The following is an 18,161-nucleotide window of genomic DNA, read 5'->3' as shown; positions in this document are numbered from 1 at the left end:
GGTTGAAAGCACCGGTCTTGAAAACCGGCATACGTTAATAGCGTATCTAGGGTTCAAATCCCTATCTCTCCGCCACTATTAAGAAGCCTCGCTAGAAATAGCGAGGCTTTTTTCATTTCCGTACATCTTTATTACTCTATCTGTGCTTGCCAAAAATCAATTCCATATGCGATCTACTTTTCGACAAAGTAATATTGGTATCGGTATTGGTTGTGACGTTTTGATTTTTGCTAAGAAGTGCAGTTGCCTCTAAAGCTGTTCATCCTCATCACTGCATGCTGTCCCGATAAGGTTGTTGGAGATGCTTTGTTAAGATGTTGAACCATCTATTGCCTTATCGTTCTCTTAAAGCACTACCATTGCTTCTCTAGCCCCTTTTACCGGATAGACCGAACAAATAAGCATACTAAAATAGCCACTGTTTCACTGATGTATCTTTTTGTTTTGCTCAGTCTAGCGATGCGTGTGCTCTATTGCCTAAATCTAGCTACGTCTTAAAACCATACATCAACAGGCTAAAGTTACGTATTCCTGCATCTTTTAAAATTGTTTTTGGATTCTGCTGGAATGACAGGATCAGAGTAGTCAAAAGAGAAGAGTGAAAGTGAAACGATAGTGAGTTGCTAGGAAGTTGGAAATTACTTGGGAACCAATGAATTTGATAAACATATTGATGTAAGGACTAAAGGGTTAATAGCAGGCAATAAAAAAGCCGACAGTGAGCTGCCGGCTTGGTTAGATGACTGCTACTTAGTCGTTCTGGACGAGCGTGAGAGCTTTACGAGAGACTTCGTGAGCAGCTTTGGTTAGATTTTGCTTCTCTAGTGTGTCTGCTAGGAATGCATAGTCAGAGACGTCAGAGCGAAGCTTTAAGGCGATCTCAAAGTGATCTTGGGCTTCTTGCCACTTCTCTTGACGGAAATAGAAGTGCGCTAATGCGCTATGGGCAGCGGCGTTATCCGGTTCTTTCTTCACTACGCCCTCTAAGAAGACCACGACAGGGTGGGTATCTGGCAGATTTAGATCTGGCAGTAGTTGATAAAGCTCTGGGGCAGGTTGTTTTTTTAATGCTTCTTTTAGCACGGTAAAGGCTTCTGCATCAGCTTTTCGTGTGATGAGTTCTCGAGCAAAACAGGCAACGAGGTGTGTGTCTTGTTTCACTTTACGTGAGAGACTATTCCAATGAGAGATAAGCCCTTCGCTACCTTGTTGTTGCGCTACTTCATGGAGTAAGCCGCACTGCGCCTTTTGAATCAGCTCTGCATGTTCTTCTTCCGTGATGAGTTTTGCTTTGGTTAGTTGTGGCAAGAGGTCAATAAGAGGTTGCCACAACTTTAGCTGCATGTACGTTGTTTTCAGCAAGCTCAATACAATAGAGTTACTCGCATACTGACTTTTTAACGATTGCAAGGTATCGAAAGCGGACTCGAACTCGTTGTCGCGGATAAATTGTTTCGCTCGAGTCAGTTCTACTGCGAGATGGGCGTTCTCTTGTTGGCTCGCTAGCTCTAGATAGTGATCTCGTTTTGCTTTATCACCTTGGCCTTGTGCTGCTTCAGACGCAACCAAGTAGCAAAGCAGCGGCATATCGTGATGATTTGCCCAGCGAGTTACTTTCTTCTCAGCACCTTTCCAGTCACCTTCTAGCAGTTTAATAATGCCTTCATTGGTGTATCGGCGGGAATGGCGCATTTTGCGCACGCTGAAGTAGTTCCATGTTGTAGAACTTGCGTAAACTAGCTTTTTAATTAGGTACTCAAGTAGAAAAAGACCTGCGAGTGCTGCGATAACGAATACGACCAATGTCGTTACGCTCATCTCGATCGTTTTCTCAGCGATGGAAATGAGTACATAGCCTTGCTGACCAGAAAATTGAGTGCCAACAAATAGTCCTGCGCCCAGTACAACAAATAGGAAAATAAGACGAAACATTACTTATCCTCCATGCCTGTCATTGTTGTGACTTCACGACGTAGGCGTTCACGAATGACATCTGATAGTTGAGACTGACTTTGCAGTTTCGTTGGGTATTCCACTTGAATATTTTGCTGACTTAGTAGGTTAACCGTTTTGTTGAACTCTTTAACGGAATTATCGTCTTGGTTGAAGAAAGCTAATGCCCATTTGTCGGCTGTTTTTAGAGACGTGGTGTAAATTTCACCTTGCTCTTGGTACACCGCTTTTATGGCCGTTTCCAATTTGGCTTTGATGTTTTCTTTCAGGTAAAAGTGTTGCTCAGGAGAAAGCAGTGGAATGACGTTACCATCGCGCGTGCGGAAGGTAATGAAGTTTTCTGAAAAGTCCTTCAAAGAGGTCATTAAGTTATCTTGCCAGTTTGCGATATCTTCAGACACTTCAGTGTTTTCTACGGCTTCAGCTTCAGGTAGCAGTGCATTGGCGAGAGGGAGCTTGTCTACTTGCTGTTGTAGGGCAGTTAAGCGTAGTACCAATCCATCACGGTCAATCAGCGGGATAGTGCGAAGTTTGGTGATATCGTTCGCCATTGCTTTACGTAGTTTGACGAGGCTAGGGTCATTCAGTGCTGCAATGCGTTGGTCTGCACTTTCCATCAGTTGAGTCGCGCTTTCTACATCGTGCTCTAAGAACAATTTACGACCAGCTAATTTGACAAGGTAATCGGCTTCCGCTAATAGCCAGTCGTTTGGTCGACGACCTTTCACATCGGCAACGGCGAGCTGTAAGCTTTCAATGCTCTTCTGTTGCTGTCCAAGTACCACTTCCGCTTTGTGTGTCACGGTTGTTGCTTTCTCGATGGTTTCTTCTTGTACCCGGCTGAGTTCTTGCTTCATGGAAGCTTGAGTGCTTTCTAGCTGACTTTTTAGTTGGGCGATCTGCGCTTGGTAATCGGCTTGCTGTTGATGCAGCTTGTACGCGAGGCCACCGCCAAAAATAATCGATAAGATGATAGCGACCGTGCCTAGTTTGACACCGCGTTTGCCTTGTTTTTCTTCAAACTCGACTTTGGTTGGTTCTGCTGTTTTTGGGGGCTCGGCCGCTTGTGGTTGCTCTTTTTTAAGGTTCGCATCCTGCTGCGATGTGGTTTTTTCGACTAGCGGTGCCGATGAGGTTTCTTCGGAAAGGTTTTTATCGTTATTTTTTTGGTCGTTATTTTTACTTGTCATGCCTATATCCTGTGTAGCTAGGGCTGGAGAGCCGCCAGTAATTCTTGGTTGGATGCGCTTCCCGTGCATCTCACGCGAGTGAACCCCCTTTGAATTGCGATGTCAGCGATACGCTGACTGGGGATGTACAACTCTTGTTGATTAAGCCAAGTCAATTGCTCCGACGTCAATTGGCTGCACAAATAATCCAGTTGTTCACCACTGGTGACAACAATCTGGTTAATTTGTAGGTTTTTCCATAGTGAGACACAGCTTACTGGATCGAATGGGATGAATTCTCTCTTGTAAGTCTCACTATAGTGAACTTTTGCGCCACGTCTCACCAATGCATCTTTGATCAGCTCTCTTCCGCCGTTACCACGAAGGATAAGAACTTGTTGTTGTGCCACATTGTTGAGCTCTGGCAGTCGCAATAAGTGTTCACTATCACTGACTTGGGGATAGTGTACTTTCTGTTGGGTACATTTGCTTAAATAGTGTGCTGTTTTTTGACCAACGGCAAGGTAAATAGCTTGTTTTGGCCATGACATCCCGTTACTGGCTAAGATTTGCTGTGCACATTGCACGGCATGTCGACTAACAGCGATAACAATTTGAGCTTGATGTAGATGTTTAGAGAGGTGCGTGTCCGTGAGATCGGCGACAATGTCGATCAGAGGGTGGTGATATGCGGAAATGCCGTGCCTTTCGAGCAGAGAGCAAAGCGCGTTGCCTTGCTCTCCCGGCCGAGTGACCAACACTGCCATGGTTATTCGTGATCTGCGTACAGCTTAGTTAGGATTTCACGAGCGCCGTTATCTAGCAGCTCATTGGCTAGCTGCACTCCTAATGCTTCGCCGTCTTTACGATGGCCACGAATTTCACCACGCACAATTTCGCTGCCATCTGGTTCGCCAACTAATGCGCGTAGCCAAATGTTGTCGCCGTCTAGCAGGGCATAGCTGCCGATAGGTACCTGACAGCCGCCTTCTAGCGTAAGGTTCATTGCGCGCTCACACAAAACGCGGTCTACGGTGTCTTGGTGGTTAAGTGGCTCAAGCAGCTTAAGCAGTCTTTCATCGTCAAGGCGGCACTCAATACCGACAGCACCTTGCCCTACCGCTGGTAGTGATTGCTCTGGTTCGATAAAGCTACGAATGCGCTCTTCAAGCTTCAATCGTTTGAGGCCAGCCGCAGCAAGAATGATTGCATCATACTCACCCGCATCTAACTTACCAAGGCGAGTGCCCACATTACCGCGAAGCTCTTTGATGATGATGTCCGGACGATATTCTTTCAGTTGGCATTGACGGCGCAAACTGCAAGTACCAACCACGGCACCTTGAGGGAGCTCATCAATGTGGCTATAGGTATTAGAGACGAAGGCATCACGAGGATCTTCACGCTCACAAATGGTCACGAGGCCAAGGCCTTCTGGGAAATCGACGGGTACGTCTTTCATTGAGTGAACGGCGAGGTCTGCACGTCCTTTTAGCATCGCGATTTCAAGCTCTTTTACGAACAAGCCTTTGCCGCCAACTTTTGCTAGTGGTGTATCTAAAATCACGTCACCTTTGGTCACCATGGTTACTAACTCGACTTCCAAGCCAGGGTGAGCGGCTTGAAGGGCGTCTTTAACAAAGTAAGCTTGCCATAAAGCAAGAGGGCTTTTTCGAGTTGCAATGCGAATCGGTGTGGATTGTGTCATGATCTTCTCAATGCTGTTTGGATTTGGGTTTATCCTACCATTCTCATCAAGAAATGCTTACTGTTAGTTCGTTATCTCTGAAGGCTATGAATGGAATTACATGACGTTATGAAAATAGTGTGACTGGATTCTCAATTAGACTAAGGACTATTATTAGTAATAGGTAATAAGAGCGACACTACCGCGCGATTAATTTTGTGACTAAAGTATGGTTTTGTATCCAGAGTGATACGCGGGCGTGAAGCTTTACCCGCACCAATAAAAGTGTTAAATTGATCACGTTTTTAAGCCATTTTGGTTTAAAACGTCAGCAGATTTTCGTGATTGTTCAACCAAGGAATTCCCCTTGCAGGCTTACACCCAAAAAATCATCCAGCGACTAGATAATTTGAATCAGCAGCGAGTTGATCGCGCGCTGGCGCTTATGGATTCGCAAAGCCAGCAAGTCTTCCACTTGATTCCTGCCTTGTTGAACTACAACCATCCTGTAATTCCTGGCTATTATGATGCCGATGTCCCGTTTGGTGTGCATGGGCTTGAACTAAATAGCATTCAGCAACAATTCATAGATGATATTCAACTTGCCATTGGTCAGCCGCTCAAGACGGTAGAAAAGCCCGCTATATTGGGTTTGTACACCATGGGCAGTACCTCCTCGATTGGTCAAAGTACTTCCAGTGATTTGGATATTTGGGTGTGTATCTCACCAGAGATGGATTGTGACGAACGCGAGTTATTGACCAATAAATGCTTACTCATCACGGATTGGGCACAAAGCAAAGGCGTGGAAGCGAACTTTTTCTTAATGGATAAAGAGCGCTTTAGAAGCAATCATTCTGAAGAGATGACGGGTGATAACTGTGGTTCATCTCAGCACTTACTTTTGCTAGATGAATTCTATCGTAGTGCGGTGCGTATTGCCGGACAGCGTTTGTTATGGCAAATCGTGCCGCCAGAAATGGAAGAGTGTTACGACGAGTACGTTTCTCAACTTTGCAGTGATGGTTACATCGACTGTAGTGAATGGATCGACTTTGGTAAATTGAACTGCATTCCTGCTGAAGAATACTTCGGCTCGAACTTGTGGCAGTTATACAAAAGCATCGACTCTCCCTACAAATCGGTATTAAAAGCCATCTTGCTAGAAGCTTACTCGTGGGAATACCCGCATACTCAATTGTTAAGCATCGACACTAAACGTCGTTTCTTTGCCCATGAGCCTGATCTCTATGGCATGGATGCGTACTACTTAATGTTGGAAAAAGTAACCCGTTACTTAGAGCGAATTCAAGACGATACACGTTTGGATTTAGTGCGTCGCTGTTTCTATCTCAAAACCCATGAAAAACTATCTCGTGAGCCGAATGTTGGCTCAGTAGCTTGGCGTCGTGAAGCGCTGAGCGATATGATTGCAAAATGGAATTGGGATGCCAGTGTCGTTGCAGAGCTCGATGACCGCCGTAATTGGAAGGTTGAACAAGTGAAGGTGGTACATCATGCATTGCTGGATGCGTTGATGCAAAGCTACCGTAACTTGATTCAATTTGCGCGTCGTAACGACATCACTTCTGCTATCAGTCCGCAAGACATCAGTATTTTGGCCCGTAAACTTTACGCGGCTTTTGAAGTATTGCCGGGCAAAGTAACGTTACTAAACCCACAGATTTCACCTGATCTGCACGAGCCTGACTTGAGCTTTATCGAAGTGAAAAAAGGGGGAGTGAACAAGTCTGGTTGGTACCTCTATAAACAACCACTTATTGCGCACCGCATTTTGGGGCAACCATATCTAGAGCATCATGAATACTTGAGTAAGTTGGTTGCTTGGGCATTCTTCAATGGCTTGATCACTGAATCGACTCGTTTACATGCCGTGGTACGTGAAGCGCAGCTAGATATTGATAAGTTTTACCAAATGGTGAGTGACTTACGAAATACTTTTGCGTTGCGTAAGCGTCGTCCATCTATGCAGGCGCTAGCGAGTCCTTGTGAAATAAGCCAGCTTGCGATGTTCATCAACTTCGAAAATGATCCGACGTCTGAACTTTCTGGTCGTTCGTTGAAAGTGGATGTTAAGAACACCGATATTTTTAGCTTTGGTCCAGAACATAAAAATTTAGTCGGCAGTGTTGACCTTGTTTACCGTAATTCTTGGCATGAAGTGCGTACGCTGCATTTCAAAGGGGAAACGGCGATGCTGGATGCACTGAAAACCATTTTGGGCAAAATGCACCAAGATGCGTTGCCACCAGAATCAGTGGATGTGTTCTGCTATGCGAAGAACATGCGTGGTGTGATGCGCAATATGGTTTACCAGCTTTTAGCTGAATGTATCGACTTACGCTTGAAACCAGTAGAGCAAGAGAAACGTCGCCGCTTTAAAGCGATGCGTCTTGGTAACCAGACTTATGGGTTGTTCTTTGAACGTCGTGGTGTGTCGGTGCAGAAGCTAGAAAATTCCATCGATTTCTACCGCAGCATTTCTACTAACAAACTCAAAGGCTCGCCGCTGTTAATGCTCGATCGTGAGCAAGAATATCAAATGCCTGAAGCGGTGGATGGGTTTGCCAGTGAAGGTCTAGTGCAGTTCTTCTTTGAAGATAACGAAGATGGCTTCAATATTTATGTGTTGGATGAGTCAAATCAAGTGGAAGTGTATCACCAATTTAGTGGCTCCAAAGATGAAATGATTTCGTCTGTAAACAGTTTCTACACGTCGGTAAAAGACGATAGTCGCGTCGCGTCGAAGTTTATTAACTTTAACCTGCCTCAGTACTATCAAATTATTCACCCTGAAGAGGGGAATGCGTATATCATTCCTTACCGTAATGACGGTTGTTCACCGAGTCGCCCGACCAAAACTGTGAATGCGTAATTAAACCCGTATCAATAAACAAAAAGAGCACTTCGGTGCTCTTTTTGTTTTGGTGACGATTGACCAGAATTATGCCCAATCAATGGTTTCGCCTGCGTGCTTTTCACACTCTTGCTTCACCATTTCAAATAGCTCCATACCCGTTTTTGAGCAGGTCCATTTACCTTCAATAAGCTTGAAGTGGAAACCACCAGATTTGGACGCTAGCCAGATCTCATGCATCGGCTCTTGGCGATTAATGATGATTTGGCTGCGGTCTTCAAATTCCAATGTCATTACGTTGCCAGTGACTTCGTAATCAATGTCTGCGCCTGAATCATCGATGGATTCTTCGATGATTTGCATCTGCGCATCCACCAGTTGATGAAATTCAGTATCGTTCATCCGTCTATCCTATTGCTTTTCCTGAGTGTGGTGCGATTATAGGGGGCATTGATTCAATAATCACGATATGCGAAATGAAAAAATTAGTTACTGTGTTGTTTGTGATGGTTGCCGCGACCTTAGCGGGGTGTGGTCAGTCTGGCTCACTATACATTCCAGATGACACTCAACAGAATGAGCAATCACAATAAATAACCGCACCTTAGGGTGAAATTAGGGTTCAGCAGTCGAATAAAATAAGGGAAGCGAATTTTGGATTACTTCAACTATCAGGATGATGGCCAGCTTTGGGCCGAAGACGTCCCACTTCAAGCTCTTGCAGAGCAATATGGCACTCCTCTTTACGTATATTCTCGAGCCACGCTAGAGCGCCATTGGAAGGCGTTTGATAGTGCTGTGGGTCAGCATCCTCACCTAGTTTGCTACGCGGTGAAAGCCAACTCAAACTTAGGCGTATTGAACACGCTAGCGCGTTTGGGATCGGGTTTTGACATCGTGTCGGGTGGTGAACTTGAGCGTGTGATTGCCGCAGGCGGTGATCCGAAAAAAGTCGTTTTCTCTGGTGTTGGTAAAACATCGGCAGAGATGAAGCGCGCTCTTGAGCTAGGTATCAAATGTTTCAACGTTGAATCTGAGCCAGAGCTAGAACGTTTGAACAAGGTTGCGGGTGAGCTTGGTGTGATTGCACCAATTTCTCTGCGTATCAATCCAGATGTCGACGCGAAAACACACCCTTACATTTCGACTGGTCTTCGCGACAATAAATTCGGCATTGCGTTTGATCGTGCGCCAGATGTTTATAAATTCGCGCAAAGCCTGCCGAACTTGAATGTGCAAGGCATCGACTGCCACATTGGTTCTCAGCTGACCAATATAGACCCATTTATCGACGCGACAGACCGTTTATTAGCTCTGATTGATGATTTAAAAGCACAAGGCATTAACATTCGTCACCTTGATGTCGGCGGCGGTTTGGGTGTGGTCTATCGTGATGAATTACCACCTCAGCCTTCTGATTACGCCAAAGCGTTACTAGGCCGTCTTGAAAATCACCAAGACTTGGAGCTGATCTTTGAGCCAGGCCGTGCAATTGCTGCGAACGCAGGTATCTTGCTAACGCGTGTTGAGTTTTTAAAACATACTGAGCATAAAAACTTTGCGATTATCGACGCTGCAATGAACGACTTGATGCGTCCTGCGCTATACCAAGCATGGCAAGATATTGTGCCAGTTTCACCGCGAAAGGGTGAAGCTCAGACTTACGACTTGGTTGGTCCTATTTGTGAAACCGGCGACTTCTTGGGTAAAGATCGCGCACTCGTTTTGCAAGAAGGTGATCTACTCGCGGTTCGTTCAGCAGGTGCCTATGGTTTTGTGATGTCTTCGAACTACAATACTCGTACCCGAGCGGCAGAAGTGATGGTGGACGGTAAACAAAGCCACTTAGTTCGCCAGCGTGAGGAGCTGACCAGTTTGTGGCAGCTGGAACAGATTCTACCGGAGTAACACACAACAAATGCATTTCCACTTTTCCAAAATGCACGGTTTGGGCAACGACTTCATGGTCGTCGACTGTATTACCCAGAACGTGTTTTTCTCGCAAGACCTGATCCGCCGCTTGGCGGATCGTCATACTGGCGTTGGTTTTGACCAATTGCTTGTGGTAGAGGCCCCTTACGACCCTGAAACCGACTTCCATTATCGGATTTTTAATGCCGATGGTAGTGAAGTTGAACAGTGTGGTAACGGTGCACGCTGTTTTGCCCGCTTTGTTCGCTTGAAGGGGCTGACCAATAAATACAGCATCAGCGTGAGCACCAAGAAAGGAAAGATGATTCTCAACATCGAAGATGATGGGGAAGTGACGGTCAACATGGGCGTGCCAGAGTTTGAACCGAACAAAATTCCTTTCAAAGCGAAGCAAAAAGAGAAAACTTACATCATGCGAGCAGGCGACAATACCTTGTTTTGTGGTGCTGTGAGCATGGGTAACCCGCACGTAGTGACCGTGGTCGACGATGTGGATACGGCAGAAGTGGAAACTCTCGGTCCGCTGCTTGAGTCGCATGAGCGTTTCCCAGAGCGCGTCAACGCTGGCTTTATGCAGGTGATGAGTCGTGACCATATTCGTCTTCGAGTTTACGAGCGAGGTGCAGGAGAGACACAAGCTTGTGGTAGTGGTGCATGCGCGGCAGTCGCGGTTGGGATTCTGCAGGGCTTGTTGGATGAAAACGTTAAGGTTTCTCTACCTGGTGGTGAATTGCGAATTGCATGGCAAGGTCCTGGCAAGCCGTTGTTTATGACCGGTCCTACAACGCATGTATTTGATGGTCAATTATCTTGCTAGTTGAAGAAAAAGGAAACGGTTTGTCTCAAGTAGAAGCAGATGCCTTAACGGCTGAAGTAGTGGCCGAGTACCTCAAAGATCATCCAGACTTTTTTGTGCAACGTCCGGAGCTTGTGGATCGTTTATCTTTCCCACACTCAGACTTAGGCGCGGTATCTTTGGTACACATCCAAATGAATCGCCAACGTCAGCGCATTGAAGAGTTAGAGGAAGAGATCACTACACTAATGTCGCTTGCGGCGAACAATGATCGCACCTTTTACGAATTTATGGATTTGCAGGGGCAGATTCTAAAGTGTGGTGACTTTAAACAAGTCATTCATTCTATCGAAGAGAAAGCCAAAGCACTGGGCTTACGTGCGTTTGTTCGATTGTTTAGTCAATGCGACGCATCGATTCAATTGAGTAAGGAAAGTTATCAACGCTTTGCGACCACTCACTTAAATGGCAAAGATGCGTACTTAGGACGTCTTCGCAAAGTAGATCGTGAAGCTTTGTTTGGCAACATGGAAGTGCCGGAAATGGGTTCCTATGTGGTACTGCCGCTCGTGAAACAGCAAACACTGGGCGTGCTTGCTTTTTCTAGTGAAGATGGCGGCCATTTTCAGCCAGATATGGATACCTTGTTTTTGCGTCACCTATCATTAGTAGTGGCACATCTCGCTCAAACACTGGTATGGCAAAGTTACGATGACGACAACTCCCAACACTCCTCTGCCAAATAGTCTGCAAAAGCCTCTTGAGCGCTTCTATGAATTCTTACGAAGCGAAAAGGGGCTTAGCCTACATACTCAGCGCAATTACAAACAGCAGCTAGAAACAATGGCGCAGCACTTAGCTGAAATGGGACTCAAAGATTGGTCTCAAGTGGATGCTGGTTGGGTGCGCCAATTAGCAGGTAAGGGCATGCGAGAAGGCATGAAAGCCAGCAGTTTGGCAACGCGACTCTCATCGCTGCGTAGCTTTTTCGATTTCCTTATTCTGCGTGGCGAGATGTCGGCTAACCCAGCCAAAGGGGTTTCAGCACCTCGCAAAAAACGCCCGTTGCCCAAAAACCTCGATGTTGACGAAGTGAGCCAATTACTTGAAGTCAACGAGGACGACCCGTTGGCTGTGCGCGATCGTGCCATGATGGAGCTGATGTACGGCGCCGGTTTACGTTTGGCTGAGTTGGTGGGTGTGGATGTACGTGATGTACAACTGCGTAGTGGTGAGCTTCGTGTTATTGGTAAAGGCGATAAAGAACGTAAAGTGCCGTTCTCTGGGATGGCAACCGAGTGGGTCGGGAAGTGGTTACGCGTTCGTGGTGATTTAGCCGCTCCAGGTGAGCCCGCCTTGTTTGTATCTAAGCTCGGAACGCGTATTTCGCATCGTAGCGTGCAAAAGCGCATGGCTGAATGGGGGCAGAAACAGTCTGTCGCAAGCCATATTAGTCCGCATAAATTGCGTCACTCATTTGCGACACATATGCTCGAATCAAGCAATAACTTACGTGCGGTGCAGGAGCTTTTAGGGCACGAGAACATTTCGACGACCCAAATCTACACGCACTTGGATTTCCAACATTTGGCGCAAGCCTACGACCAAGCCCACCCACGCGCACGCAAGAAGAACGGGGAGTGAGCCGAAGTATGAAATTTTATCGCCGTATCGAGCCTATTAAGGCAATGACCTTTGACCTAGATGATACCCTCTATGACAACTATCCTGTGATCGTTCGCATGGAGCGTGAGTTGCTATCTTGGCTCAAGCACCATCATCCAGCGGTTGCTCATATGAACAAAGCGGATTGGTTTGCTCTCAAACAGCGAGTTGTGCAGCAACAACCCGAGCTGAAGAGCGATGTCACTTTATGGCGTTTAGTGCAACTTCAGCAAGCTTTCTCCCAAGTAGGCTACGACGAAGACGCAGCACATGCCGCCGCGAAAGCCGCAGTAGACGTTGCGTTGGACTGGCGTAACCGTTTTGAAGTGCCGCAGCAAAGCCTCGATGTACTGGAGAAACTCGCGCAGCACATCCCGTTGGTGGCAATCACCAACGGTAATGTGGATTTAGACCGCATCGGTCTTACGCCTTATTTCCAACAGGTACTTAAAGCAGGACCAGATGGATTGGCGAAACCCGCAACCGATATGTTTACTAAAGCGAAGCGATTCTTGGATACTCCTGCGGAGAATATTCTGCATGTTGGTGATCATCTAACCACGGATGTGCATGGTGCAAAGTTGGCTGGTTTTGCAGCCTGTTGGTTTAATGATATGAATAAAAATGTCATTAACCATTCAAAAACACGTACTTTACCTGATATTGAAATCAATAGTTTGCAGCCGTTACTCACACTTTTTTAATTGCTTTCGCATTAATCCATTCTAATCTCATTTTGTGTCTAGAAAAGCAGCGCAAAGCCACGTAAATTATTCTCTATTAAATAAAAATAGTAACGCCACACGTCGTGGTGAAGATAGTGTTACGGCAGTGGTAGGTCCATGCGAGCTTTTTCAAAACTAGTTCACGATGTCAGTCAACTGAATGACTTTTTAGTCACTTTTCCGACTTCCTCAGATAAACAATATTTAGTACAAATATTGTCGACGCAATCGCGCGAAATTACGACCACACTTGCAGACGCCGTTTTGTCGTCGCTGCCGAATGCTCATGTTATGGGGCATAGTACGCGTAATGTGATTCTGGAAGGGGAGATATTTACCTCTGGTTGCCTAGTGAGTGTGATTGAATTTGAGCAAACCACGCTGACTTCTGCGGTACAAACATACTCTTACTCCCCTGACATTGATGGCGGGGAACTCAAGCGCTCTCTTCTAATGCAGCATAATTCACAGGTGATCCTCAGCTTTGCTGTGCAAATTGAACGACGTGACTATCCCTTGTTTCAAACCTTCGCCAGTGAAGAAGTAGTGATTTCTGGAGGGTTGGCGCAGAGTATTGACGATGGCTGCTGGGTGCTATATCAAAACCGAGTTTACGATAACGCTGTGGTTGCCGTAGCTTTGCACAGTGATACTTTGAAGCTATGGACTGATGCGTATTCGGAGTGGAACCCGATTGGCATGCCACACAAAGTCACTCATGCAAAAGGAACGCGCTTGTATTGTTTAGGTGAGAAGAAAGCGCTGGACGTATACAAGCGTTACTTGGCGGATGGCCATGACGTGACGCTGAGTCAACTGCTCAGCTTTCCTTTATATCGAGAAAGCTTAGGGCGAAAGGAAGTTTGTACGGTAACGGAGCTACACGCTGATGGCAGTATGAGCTTCGACAGGCCCTGGTGTCTTGGTGACGAAGTGCAATTTTGCTATAACCATCCCTCGTTAACGCTCGAGCAAGTGCGGCATGGTGTGGTTGAGTTAGCCATGCACCAACCTGAAGTCGTGATGATTTTTAACTGCGCGTCACGGTTAGACTTTATTGACAGCAGCGACGAAGTCCAAGCCTTCAAAGATATTGCGACGACGTTTGGTAGTTACTGTATGGGGGAACTGCATGGTGGTATTGGTCAGCCCGAAATTCTTCATCACAGCCTGACGTATTTAGCGATGCGAGAGGGAGACGAAGTGCAAACATTGAACTTGCCTAAGTCGCCCGTTAGCTCCTCTATTTCACCGCTGTTTAGCTTGATTCGAAATGCGATCGGCGATCTCAACCATATGAACGCGCATATGGGATATCAACTCGATCGCCAAACGCGCAAGTTACAAGAAAGCTATCGACGCGACAGTCGCACGGGGTTACAAAACCGGGTCGCATTGCAAGAGCGGCTGAGTAACATCGATTTGGATGAGCATTTGTTGACTCTAAAGCTACTTAACTTTAGTCATATCAACGAAAAATACGGCTACCGAGTGGGAGATCAATTACTCAAAGATCTCTCAATGCACTTTACGAATCGACTACGAAAGCGTTTTGGCATGCCAACGGCTTTACAGCTTTATAGTATTGGGGTTGGTGAATGGGCATTCATATTTAAAGCTGACCAAAGCAGCGAAACCATCAAACAGCACTTTACGCGTTTTGCTGACGCGGTAGAACAAACTAATTTTGAGCCAATTGGCCTACGTGAAATAGATTATCTTTCTATCTCGCTATGCGGCGGCTTAGTGAGTCGTCGAGACTTTCCATCCGCTTCAGTAGATGAGCTCTTACTCAAAGGCATCGAAGCGAGGCGCTCCGGTGTACGCAGTAATACTCATATCTGTAATGCGAAAGATATTGAAGTCAGTGAGGATGTGCGTAAAGAGCAACTTGGATGGCTAAGTTGCGTCAGTAGAGCCATTCTCAAACAGAATATCATCACTTATAGCCAACCTATTGTGCATGCGAGTAGCCACAAATTGGCAAGCCAAGAATGTTTGGTTCGTATTCTGGAAGCCGATGGAACGGTGATTGCGCCAGGACGTTTTCTGCCAATTATCTCTGATACGCATCTTTACACTCGACTAAGTCGGCACATGATTCATTCTACGTTGCATTATATGCGAGATAAGCAAGGTGACTTTTCTATAAACTTATCGCCGCAAGATTTGCTCAGTGATAAAACTTTAATGCTTTTAGAGCATGAAATTAGCCAGCTAAATGACCCAAGGCGAATTGGTTTAGAAGTGCTGGAATCTGAGCAGATCAAAGACTACGGCCGAATGATAGAAGTGTGCAGTCATTTTAGAAGCTTAGGGGCGCGTATCATTGTTGATGACTTTGGCTCCGGCTATTCGAATATCGATGAAATCCTAAAGTTGGAGCCAGAAGTCATAAAGCTCGATGGCAGCTTGATTCGTGATATTGATAAAGACTTAAAACAGCGCAAGATCGCTTCCCAGTTGGTGCGTTTGTGCCAAGTGTTTAACGCGGAGACGGTGGCGGAGTTCGTCCACAATCAGGAGGTGTGTACCATTGCACAAGACATGGGGGTGGATTATTTGCAGGGTTACTATCTTGGCGAGCCGACTCGACTGTTTTAATGATGTTTCACGTGAAACTTCTTGTCGTAAAAAACGCAGCGTAGGCTGCGTTTTTTGTTTGGTTCTTCTACTGAGCTTAATGGTTAACGCTTAAGAGCGTGTCCACTCTTTTCAGCTTGGAACAGAGCGAGGTAATGGGCAAAAAAGCGCTGCATTTGTTGTTGGTTGTTTTGTTCTCCAAGTTGCCCGAGCAAATGTGCAGCGACTTCAAACGTGCATAAATTGCCTTGTTGTTGGTTGCGTCGCAGCTGATATTGTGAGTCCGCCGACGCAGACAATCCCATCGTAGGGATACCTTCTAACCAACGGCTCTTATTGATCATCTTGCGCGCCTCTTGCCAGGTGGCATCTAAAATAATAAACAGCGGAGTTTTGGTTTGTTGCTGGCTTTGGAGTACCACATGTTCGAGTGTGATACTTTCTTCACAGGGGAAGAGCAACACCGGATACCGCGACGGATCAGCTAATAGAGTGAGCAATTCTGCTGGTGGCTGTTTGCGATCCCAGATTACTCGCTCAATGTTGAGTTGGCACTGCTCTAGTAGCTGGCCGGTATTAGTATCACGCTTCAGTTCATTCGGATGCATTAACAGCAGGATGTTGTGCTCACTGTTAAGTTTCGGCATTAGCGAGCACATACAATTGAATTGAAAACCGCAGGTTGGACACGGTTGTGACATTACAGACGAACTCCTTCTCGCACCGGGCTTATCCCATCAGAGAACAGACGCACACCACTGACTTGGTTCGGCGTTGCCGTTGGCGCCATGCTTGGGTTGAGTGGGTAGCTAACCCCAGTGTATTGCATCACGTGTTGAGCCGCTTTAGCTCCGCCACCGCTGACATTAAAAATCAGATCTCGCCAACCATGAGAGGTTTGTTGGCCGAGCATAATCGGGCTTTGCACTAGTGTAATGCGGCTATTAAATCGCCATTCCTTTTCGTGATGTTCAAATATCAGCAATGTACAGCCTCCGGAACCACACCAATCCAACTGTACCAATAGCTCTTCGTTACCATCGCTGTTGAGGTCGTAAGTTAGCCAACGGTATTGGTTGTTGTTGGGGGTGGTTTGATGGATAAAGAAGTAGTTGCGCACCGCGGCATCTACTTTTGAATCAAACTCTGCACTAGAAGGGACGTCAGCACTACCGATGGGGTTGTTGGTGCGTTTTTCGGCTAGTTGCATGATGCCTTCATCACGAACGGTGGCAGGATAAAGGACTAAACCACCATCGGCGATTGGGTATACTAAGTTACCGACTTTTTCTTTGGTCGCTTTGAGCTGATTGCCTTCTCGAGTAAACAGTCGCTCTGACATCAGTCTTTGCTGTTGATGATGCGTCATGACAACTTGAACCTGAGACGGACTTAACTGTTGCCAGTAACCACGCTCGATTAATGGTGCTTGTCCATTGGCGTAACGGTATTTTGTTGTGGCGCTGTGGTCTGGGTTTAAGGTCATTTGTACTTCAAAACCTTGTGATTGAGTTGAGGTCGCGACATAGGTATTAGCCCAGCCAAGCGTTGCATCGACGTTTGCAGCCATACCACAACCTTGATACGTCTCGCCATCATGTTTTAGTGTTGCTTTCCAGCCATACAAAGAATCGCTCATTGTGTCTGAGCAGAGGTTTTCTGTTAAGCGAAGCTCACCACCTTGCAGTTGATAAGTGCGCTGGCGAGGTTGAAGCTGACTGCTGTTAATCGCTAATTTTGTGGTTTGTTTGCCGATTTGCTGGAATGTTAGTCCATTAGCCTCAAAGCTTGCCGACCAAGAAGGCTCATTACCAAACACGCGAGTTGGTTTGTTTGGTTGCTGACAACGGTTTGGATTTTCCGTTGTGAGGAAGTTCACTTGTTCCACGACAAAGTTAGCATCGAAATCAGCAGAAAACCCATCGATGCCCGGTGGGTTGAGGTGGCCGATAACCTCGCCATACATAGTCTGGTAAGGCTCGTTATTTAACTGAATTGCTCGTTGCATTTGCTGTGGTGATAGTTGCAACCAATATTGCTTGTCGCTGCCACAAGGCATGATGTATTGGCTCTCGTGACCGACGATCACTTTTCCGCGTAGCATAAAAGTTTGAGGTTGAATGGTTTCAGGCTTATCTAAGGTTGCAGGTGGAGAGGTTGGGTCAGCAGCACCAGATTGTGGCGGCTGTGAACTACATGCTTGCAGAACCAGCAGGGTGGCAAGCGCCACTGGGTTTTTCAAAGCCTTCATGTTATATCTTCCTCATTATTGTTACTCAATCGGCATCGGATGGCATTATGGCATATTGGTTATTTAAAACTGAACCAGATACCTTTTCTATTGACACGCTTCGAACCCAAAAGGTTTCATGTTGGGAGGGAGTTCGTAATTATCAGGCGCGCAATATGATGCGTGACCAAGTGAAGGTGGGCGATTTAGTCCTGATTTACCACTCTTCTTGTAAACATGTTGGCGTGGCAGGTATTGCTAAAGTTGTGAGAGAAGCCTATCCCGATCATTTCCAATTCGATCCCGAAAGCGATTATTACGATCCAAAGTCAGACCCAGACAACCCGCGTTGGATTATGGTGGATGTCGAGTTTGTACGTAAAACGGCGCGAGTGATTCCGTTGTCGGTGATGAAAGCGATGCCAGAACTTGAGAACATGCCGTTGGTGAAACGTGGAAATCGCTTGTCGATTATGCCCGTGACAGAAGAAGAATGGGACGCGATTCTTGGCAAAGAGAAGCTGCCAAGTCAGCGATAAAAGA

16 protein-coding genes are annotated in these 18,161 nt (G+C 46.3%); 9 read left to right on the top strand and 7 right to left on the bottom strand.

What is annotated here, in order from left to right:
* Positions 1-750: 750 nt before the first annotated feature.
* Genes R7Q38_RS21270 through hemC form a run of 4 tightly spaced genes read right to left on the bottom strand, consistent with a single transcriptional unit; the run spans position 751 to position 4,830 of the window.
* Positions 751-1,932, bottom strand: coding sequence for a heme biosynthesis protein HemY (locus tag R7Q38_RS21270; RefSeq protein ID WP_213868974.1), 1,182 nt, complete (start codon positions 1,930-1,932; stop codon positions 751-753).
* A complete protein-coding gene (locus tag R7Q38_RS21265; RefSeq protein ID WP_239939081.1) occupies positions 1,932-3,143 on the bottom strand; it encodes a uroporphyrinogen-III C-methyltransferase in 1,212 nt (403 codons plus the stop codon). Before R7Q38_RS21265 ends, R7Q38_RS21270 begins: the two co-directional genes overlap by 1 nt.
* A gap of 17 nt (positions 3,144-3,160) precedes the next feature.
* Entirely contained in the window at positions 3,161-3,889 is a 729-nt protein-coding gene (locus tag R7Q38_RS21260; protein WP_062730807.1) for a uroporphyrinogen-III synthase, read from the bottom strand.
* A 2-nt stretch (positions 3,890-3,891) separates the two neighbouring features.
* Positions 3,892-4,830 carry a hydroxymethylbilane synthase gene (gene hemC / locus R7Q38_RS21255; protein ID WP_149192570.1) on the bottom strand — a complete coding sequence of 313 codons (939 nt, stop codon included), beginning with the start codon at positions 4,828-4,830 and terminating at the stop codon, positions 3,892-3,894.
* A 346-nt stretch (positions 4,831-5,176) separates the two neighbouring features.
* On the opposite strand from hemC, the gene R7Q38_RS21250 reads away from it, so the two are divergent.
* On the top strand, positions 5,177-7,705 hold the full coding sequence (locus tag R7Q38_RS21250) for a class I adenylate cyclase (RefSeq protein ID WP_053350817.1): 2,529 nt from the start codon (positions 5,177-5,179) through the stop codon (positions 7,703-7,705).
* A 69-nt stretch (positions 7,706-7,774) separates the two neighbouring features.
* On the opposite strand, the gene cyaY is transcribed toward R7Q38_RS21250, so the two are convergent.
* Positions 7,775-8,089: an iron donor protein CyaY gene (gene cyaY / locus R7Q38_RS21245; RefSeq protein ID WP_042523922.1), complete on the bottom strand. Its 315-nt coding sequence runs from the start codon at positions 8,087-8,089 to the stop codon at positions 7,775-7,777.
* 74 nt (positions 8,090-8,163) lie between these two features.
* On the opposite strand from cyaY, the gene lptM reads away from it, so the two are divergent.
* From lptM to R7Q38_RS21210, 7 genes are all read left to right on the top strand, one after another.
* Positions 8,164-8,280 (top strand): LPS translocon maturation chaperone LptM, encoded by a 117-nt coding sequence (lptM, locus tag R7Q38_RS25175; RefSeq protein WP_005378746.1) that lies wholly within the window; start codon positions 8,164-8,166, stop codon positions 8,278-8,280.
* A 61-nt stretch (positions 8,281-8,341) separates the two neighbouring features.
* On the top strand, positions 8,342-9,595 hold the full coding sequence (gene lysA / locus R7Q38_RS21235; RefSeq protein ID WP_033907276.1) for a diaminopimelate decarboxylase: 1,254 nt from the start codon (positions 8,342-8,344) through the stop codon (positions 9,593-9,595).
* 10 nt (positions 9,596-9,605) lie between these two features.
* A complete protein-coding gene (gene dapF / locus R7Q38_RS21230) occupies positions 9,606-10,436 on the top strand; it encodes a diaminopimelate epimerase (protein WP_005378744.1) in 831 nt (276 codons plus the stop codon).
* Positions 10,430-11,161 (top strand): DUF484 family protein, encoded by a 732-nt coding sequence (locus tag R7Q38_RS21225; protein ID WP_005383398.1) that lies wholly within the window; start codon positions 10,430-10,432, stop codon positions 11,159-11,161. Before dapF ends, R7Q38_RS21225 begins: the two co-directional genes overlap by 7 nt.
* Positions 11,127-12,059 (top strand): tyrosine recombinase XerC, encoded by a 933-nt coding sequence (xerC, locus tag R7Q38_RS21220; protein WP_005378742.1) that lies wholly within the window; start codon positions 11,127-11,129, stop codon positions 12,057-12,059. The genes R7Q38_RS21225 and xerC overlap by 35 nt, the downstream gene beginning before the upstream one ends.
* A gap of 8 nt (positions 12,060-12,067) precedes the next feature.
* The gene (gene yigB / locus R7Q38_RS21215; RefSeq protein WP_053304478.1) at positions 12,068-12,784 is read left to right on the top strand and encodes a 5-amino-6-(5-phospho-D-ribitylamino)uracil phosphatase YigB; all 717 of its coding nucleotides are present in this window, start codon (positions 12,068-12,070) and stop codon (positions 12,782-12,784) included.
* 138 nt (positions 12,785-12,922) lie between these two features.
* Complete coding sequence (locus tag R7Q38_RS21210) at positions 12,923-15,409, top strand: EAL domain-containing protein (RefSeq protein ID WP_053304477.1); 2,487 nt, start codon at positions 12,923-12,925, stop codon at positions 15,407-15,409.
* An 83-nt stretch (positions 15,410-15,492) separates the two neighbouring features.
* Here the strand turns inward: R7Q38_RS21210 and R7Q38_RS21205 are convergent, their stop codons facing one another.
* Both R7Q38_RS21205 and R7Q38_RS21200 read right to left on the bottom strand, forming a co-directional pair.
* Positions 15,493-16,089 (bottom strand): tRNA-uridine aminocarboxypropyltransferase, encoded by a 597-nt coding sequence (locus R7Q38_RS21205; RefSeq protein WP_033907272.1) that lies wholly within the window; start codon positions 16,087-16,089, stop codon positions 15,493-15,495.
* The gene (locus R7Q38_RS21200; protein WP_191116406.1) at positions 16,089-17,639 is read right to left on the bottom strand and encodes a COG3650 family protein; all 1,551 of its coding nucleotides are present in this window, start codon (positions 17,637-17,639) and stop codon (positions 16,089-16,091) included. Before R7Q38_RS21200 ends, R7Q38_RS21205 begins: the two co-directional genes overlap by 1 nt.
* Before the next feature lie 47 nt (positions 17,640-17,686).
* Here R7Q38_RS21200 and R7Q38_RS21195 point away from each other — a divergent pair, with 47 nt between their 5' ends.
* On the top strand, positions 17,687-18,157 hold the full coding sequence (locus R7Q38_RS21195; RefSeq protein WP_005378735.1) for an EVE domain-containing protein: 471 nt from the start codon (positions 17,687-17,689) through the stop codon (positions 18,155-18,157).
* The last annotated feature ends 4 nt before the right edge of the window (positions 18,158-18,161 follow it).

This window comes from Vibrio sp. Vb0598, assembly GCF_033338935.1.
Taxonomy (GTDB): domain Bacteria; phylum Pseudomonadota; class Gammaproteobacteria; order Enterobacterales; family Vibrionaceae; genus Vibrio; species Vibrio alginolyticus.
Note: the sequence above shows the minus strand (reverse complement) of the source record. Positions and strands in the feature narration are given on the sequence as shown.

Excerpts from the sequence above, each read along its gene's own strand:
- R7Q38_RS21270 (WP_213868974.1), bottom strand. The coding sequence starts at position 1,932 with ATGTTTCGTCTTATTTTCCTATTTGTTGTACTGGGCGCAGGACTATTT.
- R7Q38_RS21265 (WP_239939081.1), bottom strand. The coding sequence starts at position 3,143 with ATGACAAGTAAAAATAACGACCAAAAAAATAACGATAAAAACCTTTCC.
- R7Q38_RS21260 (WP_062730807.1), bottom strand. The coding sequence starts at position 3,889 with ATGGCAGTGTTGGTCACTCGGCCGGGAGAGCAAGGCAACGCGCTTTGC.
- hemC (WP_149192570.1), bottom strand. The coding sequence starts at position 4,830 with ATGACACAATCCACACCGATTCGCATTGCAACTCGAAAAAGCCCTCTT.
- cyaY (WP_042523922.1), bottom strand. The coding sequence starts at position 8,089 with ATGAACGATACTGAATTTCATCAACTGGTGGATGCGCAGATGCAAATC.
- lptM (WP_005378746.1), top strand. The coding sequence starts at position 8,164 with ATGAAAAAATTAGTTACTGTGTTGTTTGTGATGGTTGCCGCGACCTTA.
- dapF (WP_005378744.1), top strand. The coding sequence starts at position 9,606 with ATGCATTTCCACTTTTCCAAAATGCACGGTTTGGGCAACGACTTCATG.
- xerC (WP_005378742.1), top strand. The coding sequence starts at position 11,127 with ATGACGACAACTCCCAACACTCCTCTGCCAAATAGTCTGCAAAAGCCT.
- yigB (WP_053304478.1), top strand. The coding sequence starts at position 12,068 with ATGAAATTTTATCGCCGTATCGAGCCTATTAAGGCAATGACCTTTGAC.
- R7Q38_RS21210 (WP_053304477.1), top strand. The coding sequence starts at position 12,923 with ATGCGAGCTTTTTCAAAACTAGTTCACGATGTCAGTCAACTGAATGAC.
- R7Q38_RS21205 (WP_033907272.1), bottom strand. The coding sequence starts at position 16,089 with ATGTCACAACCGTGTCCAACCTGCGGTTTTCAATTCAATTGTATGTGC.
- R7Q38_RS21200 (WP_191116406.1), bottom strand. The coding sequence starts at position 17,639 with ATGAAGGCTTTGAAAAACCCAGTGGCGCTTGCCACCCTGCTGGTTCTG.
- R7Q38_RS21195 (WP_005378735.1), top strand. The coding sequence starts at position 17,687 with ATGGCATATTGGTTATTTAAAACTGAACCAGATACCTTTTCTATTGAC.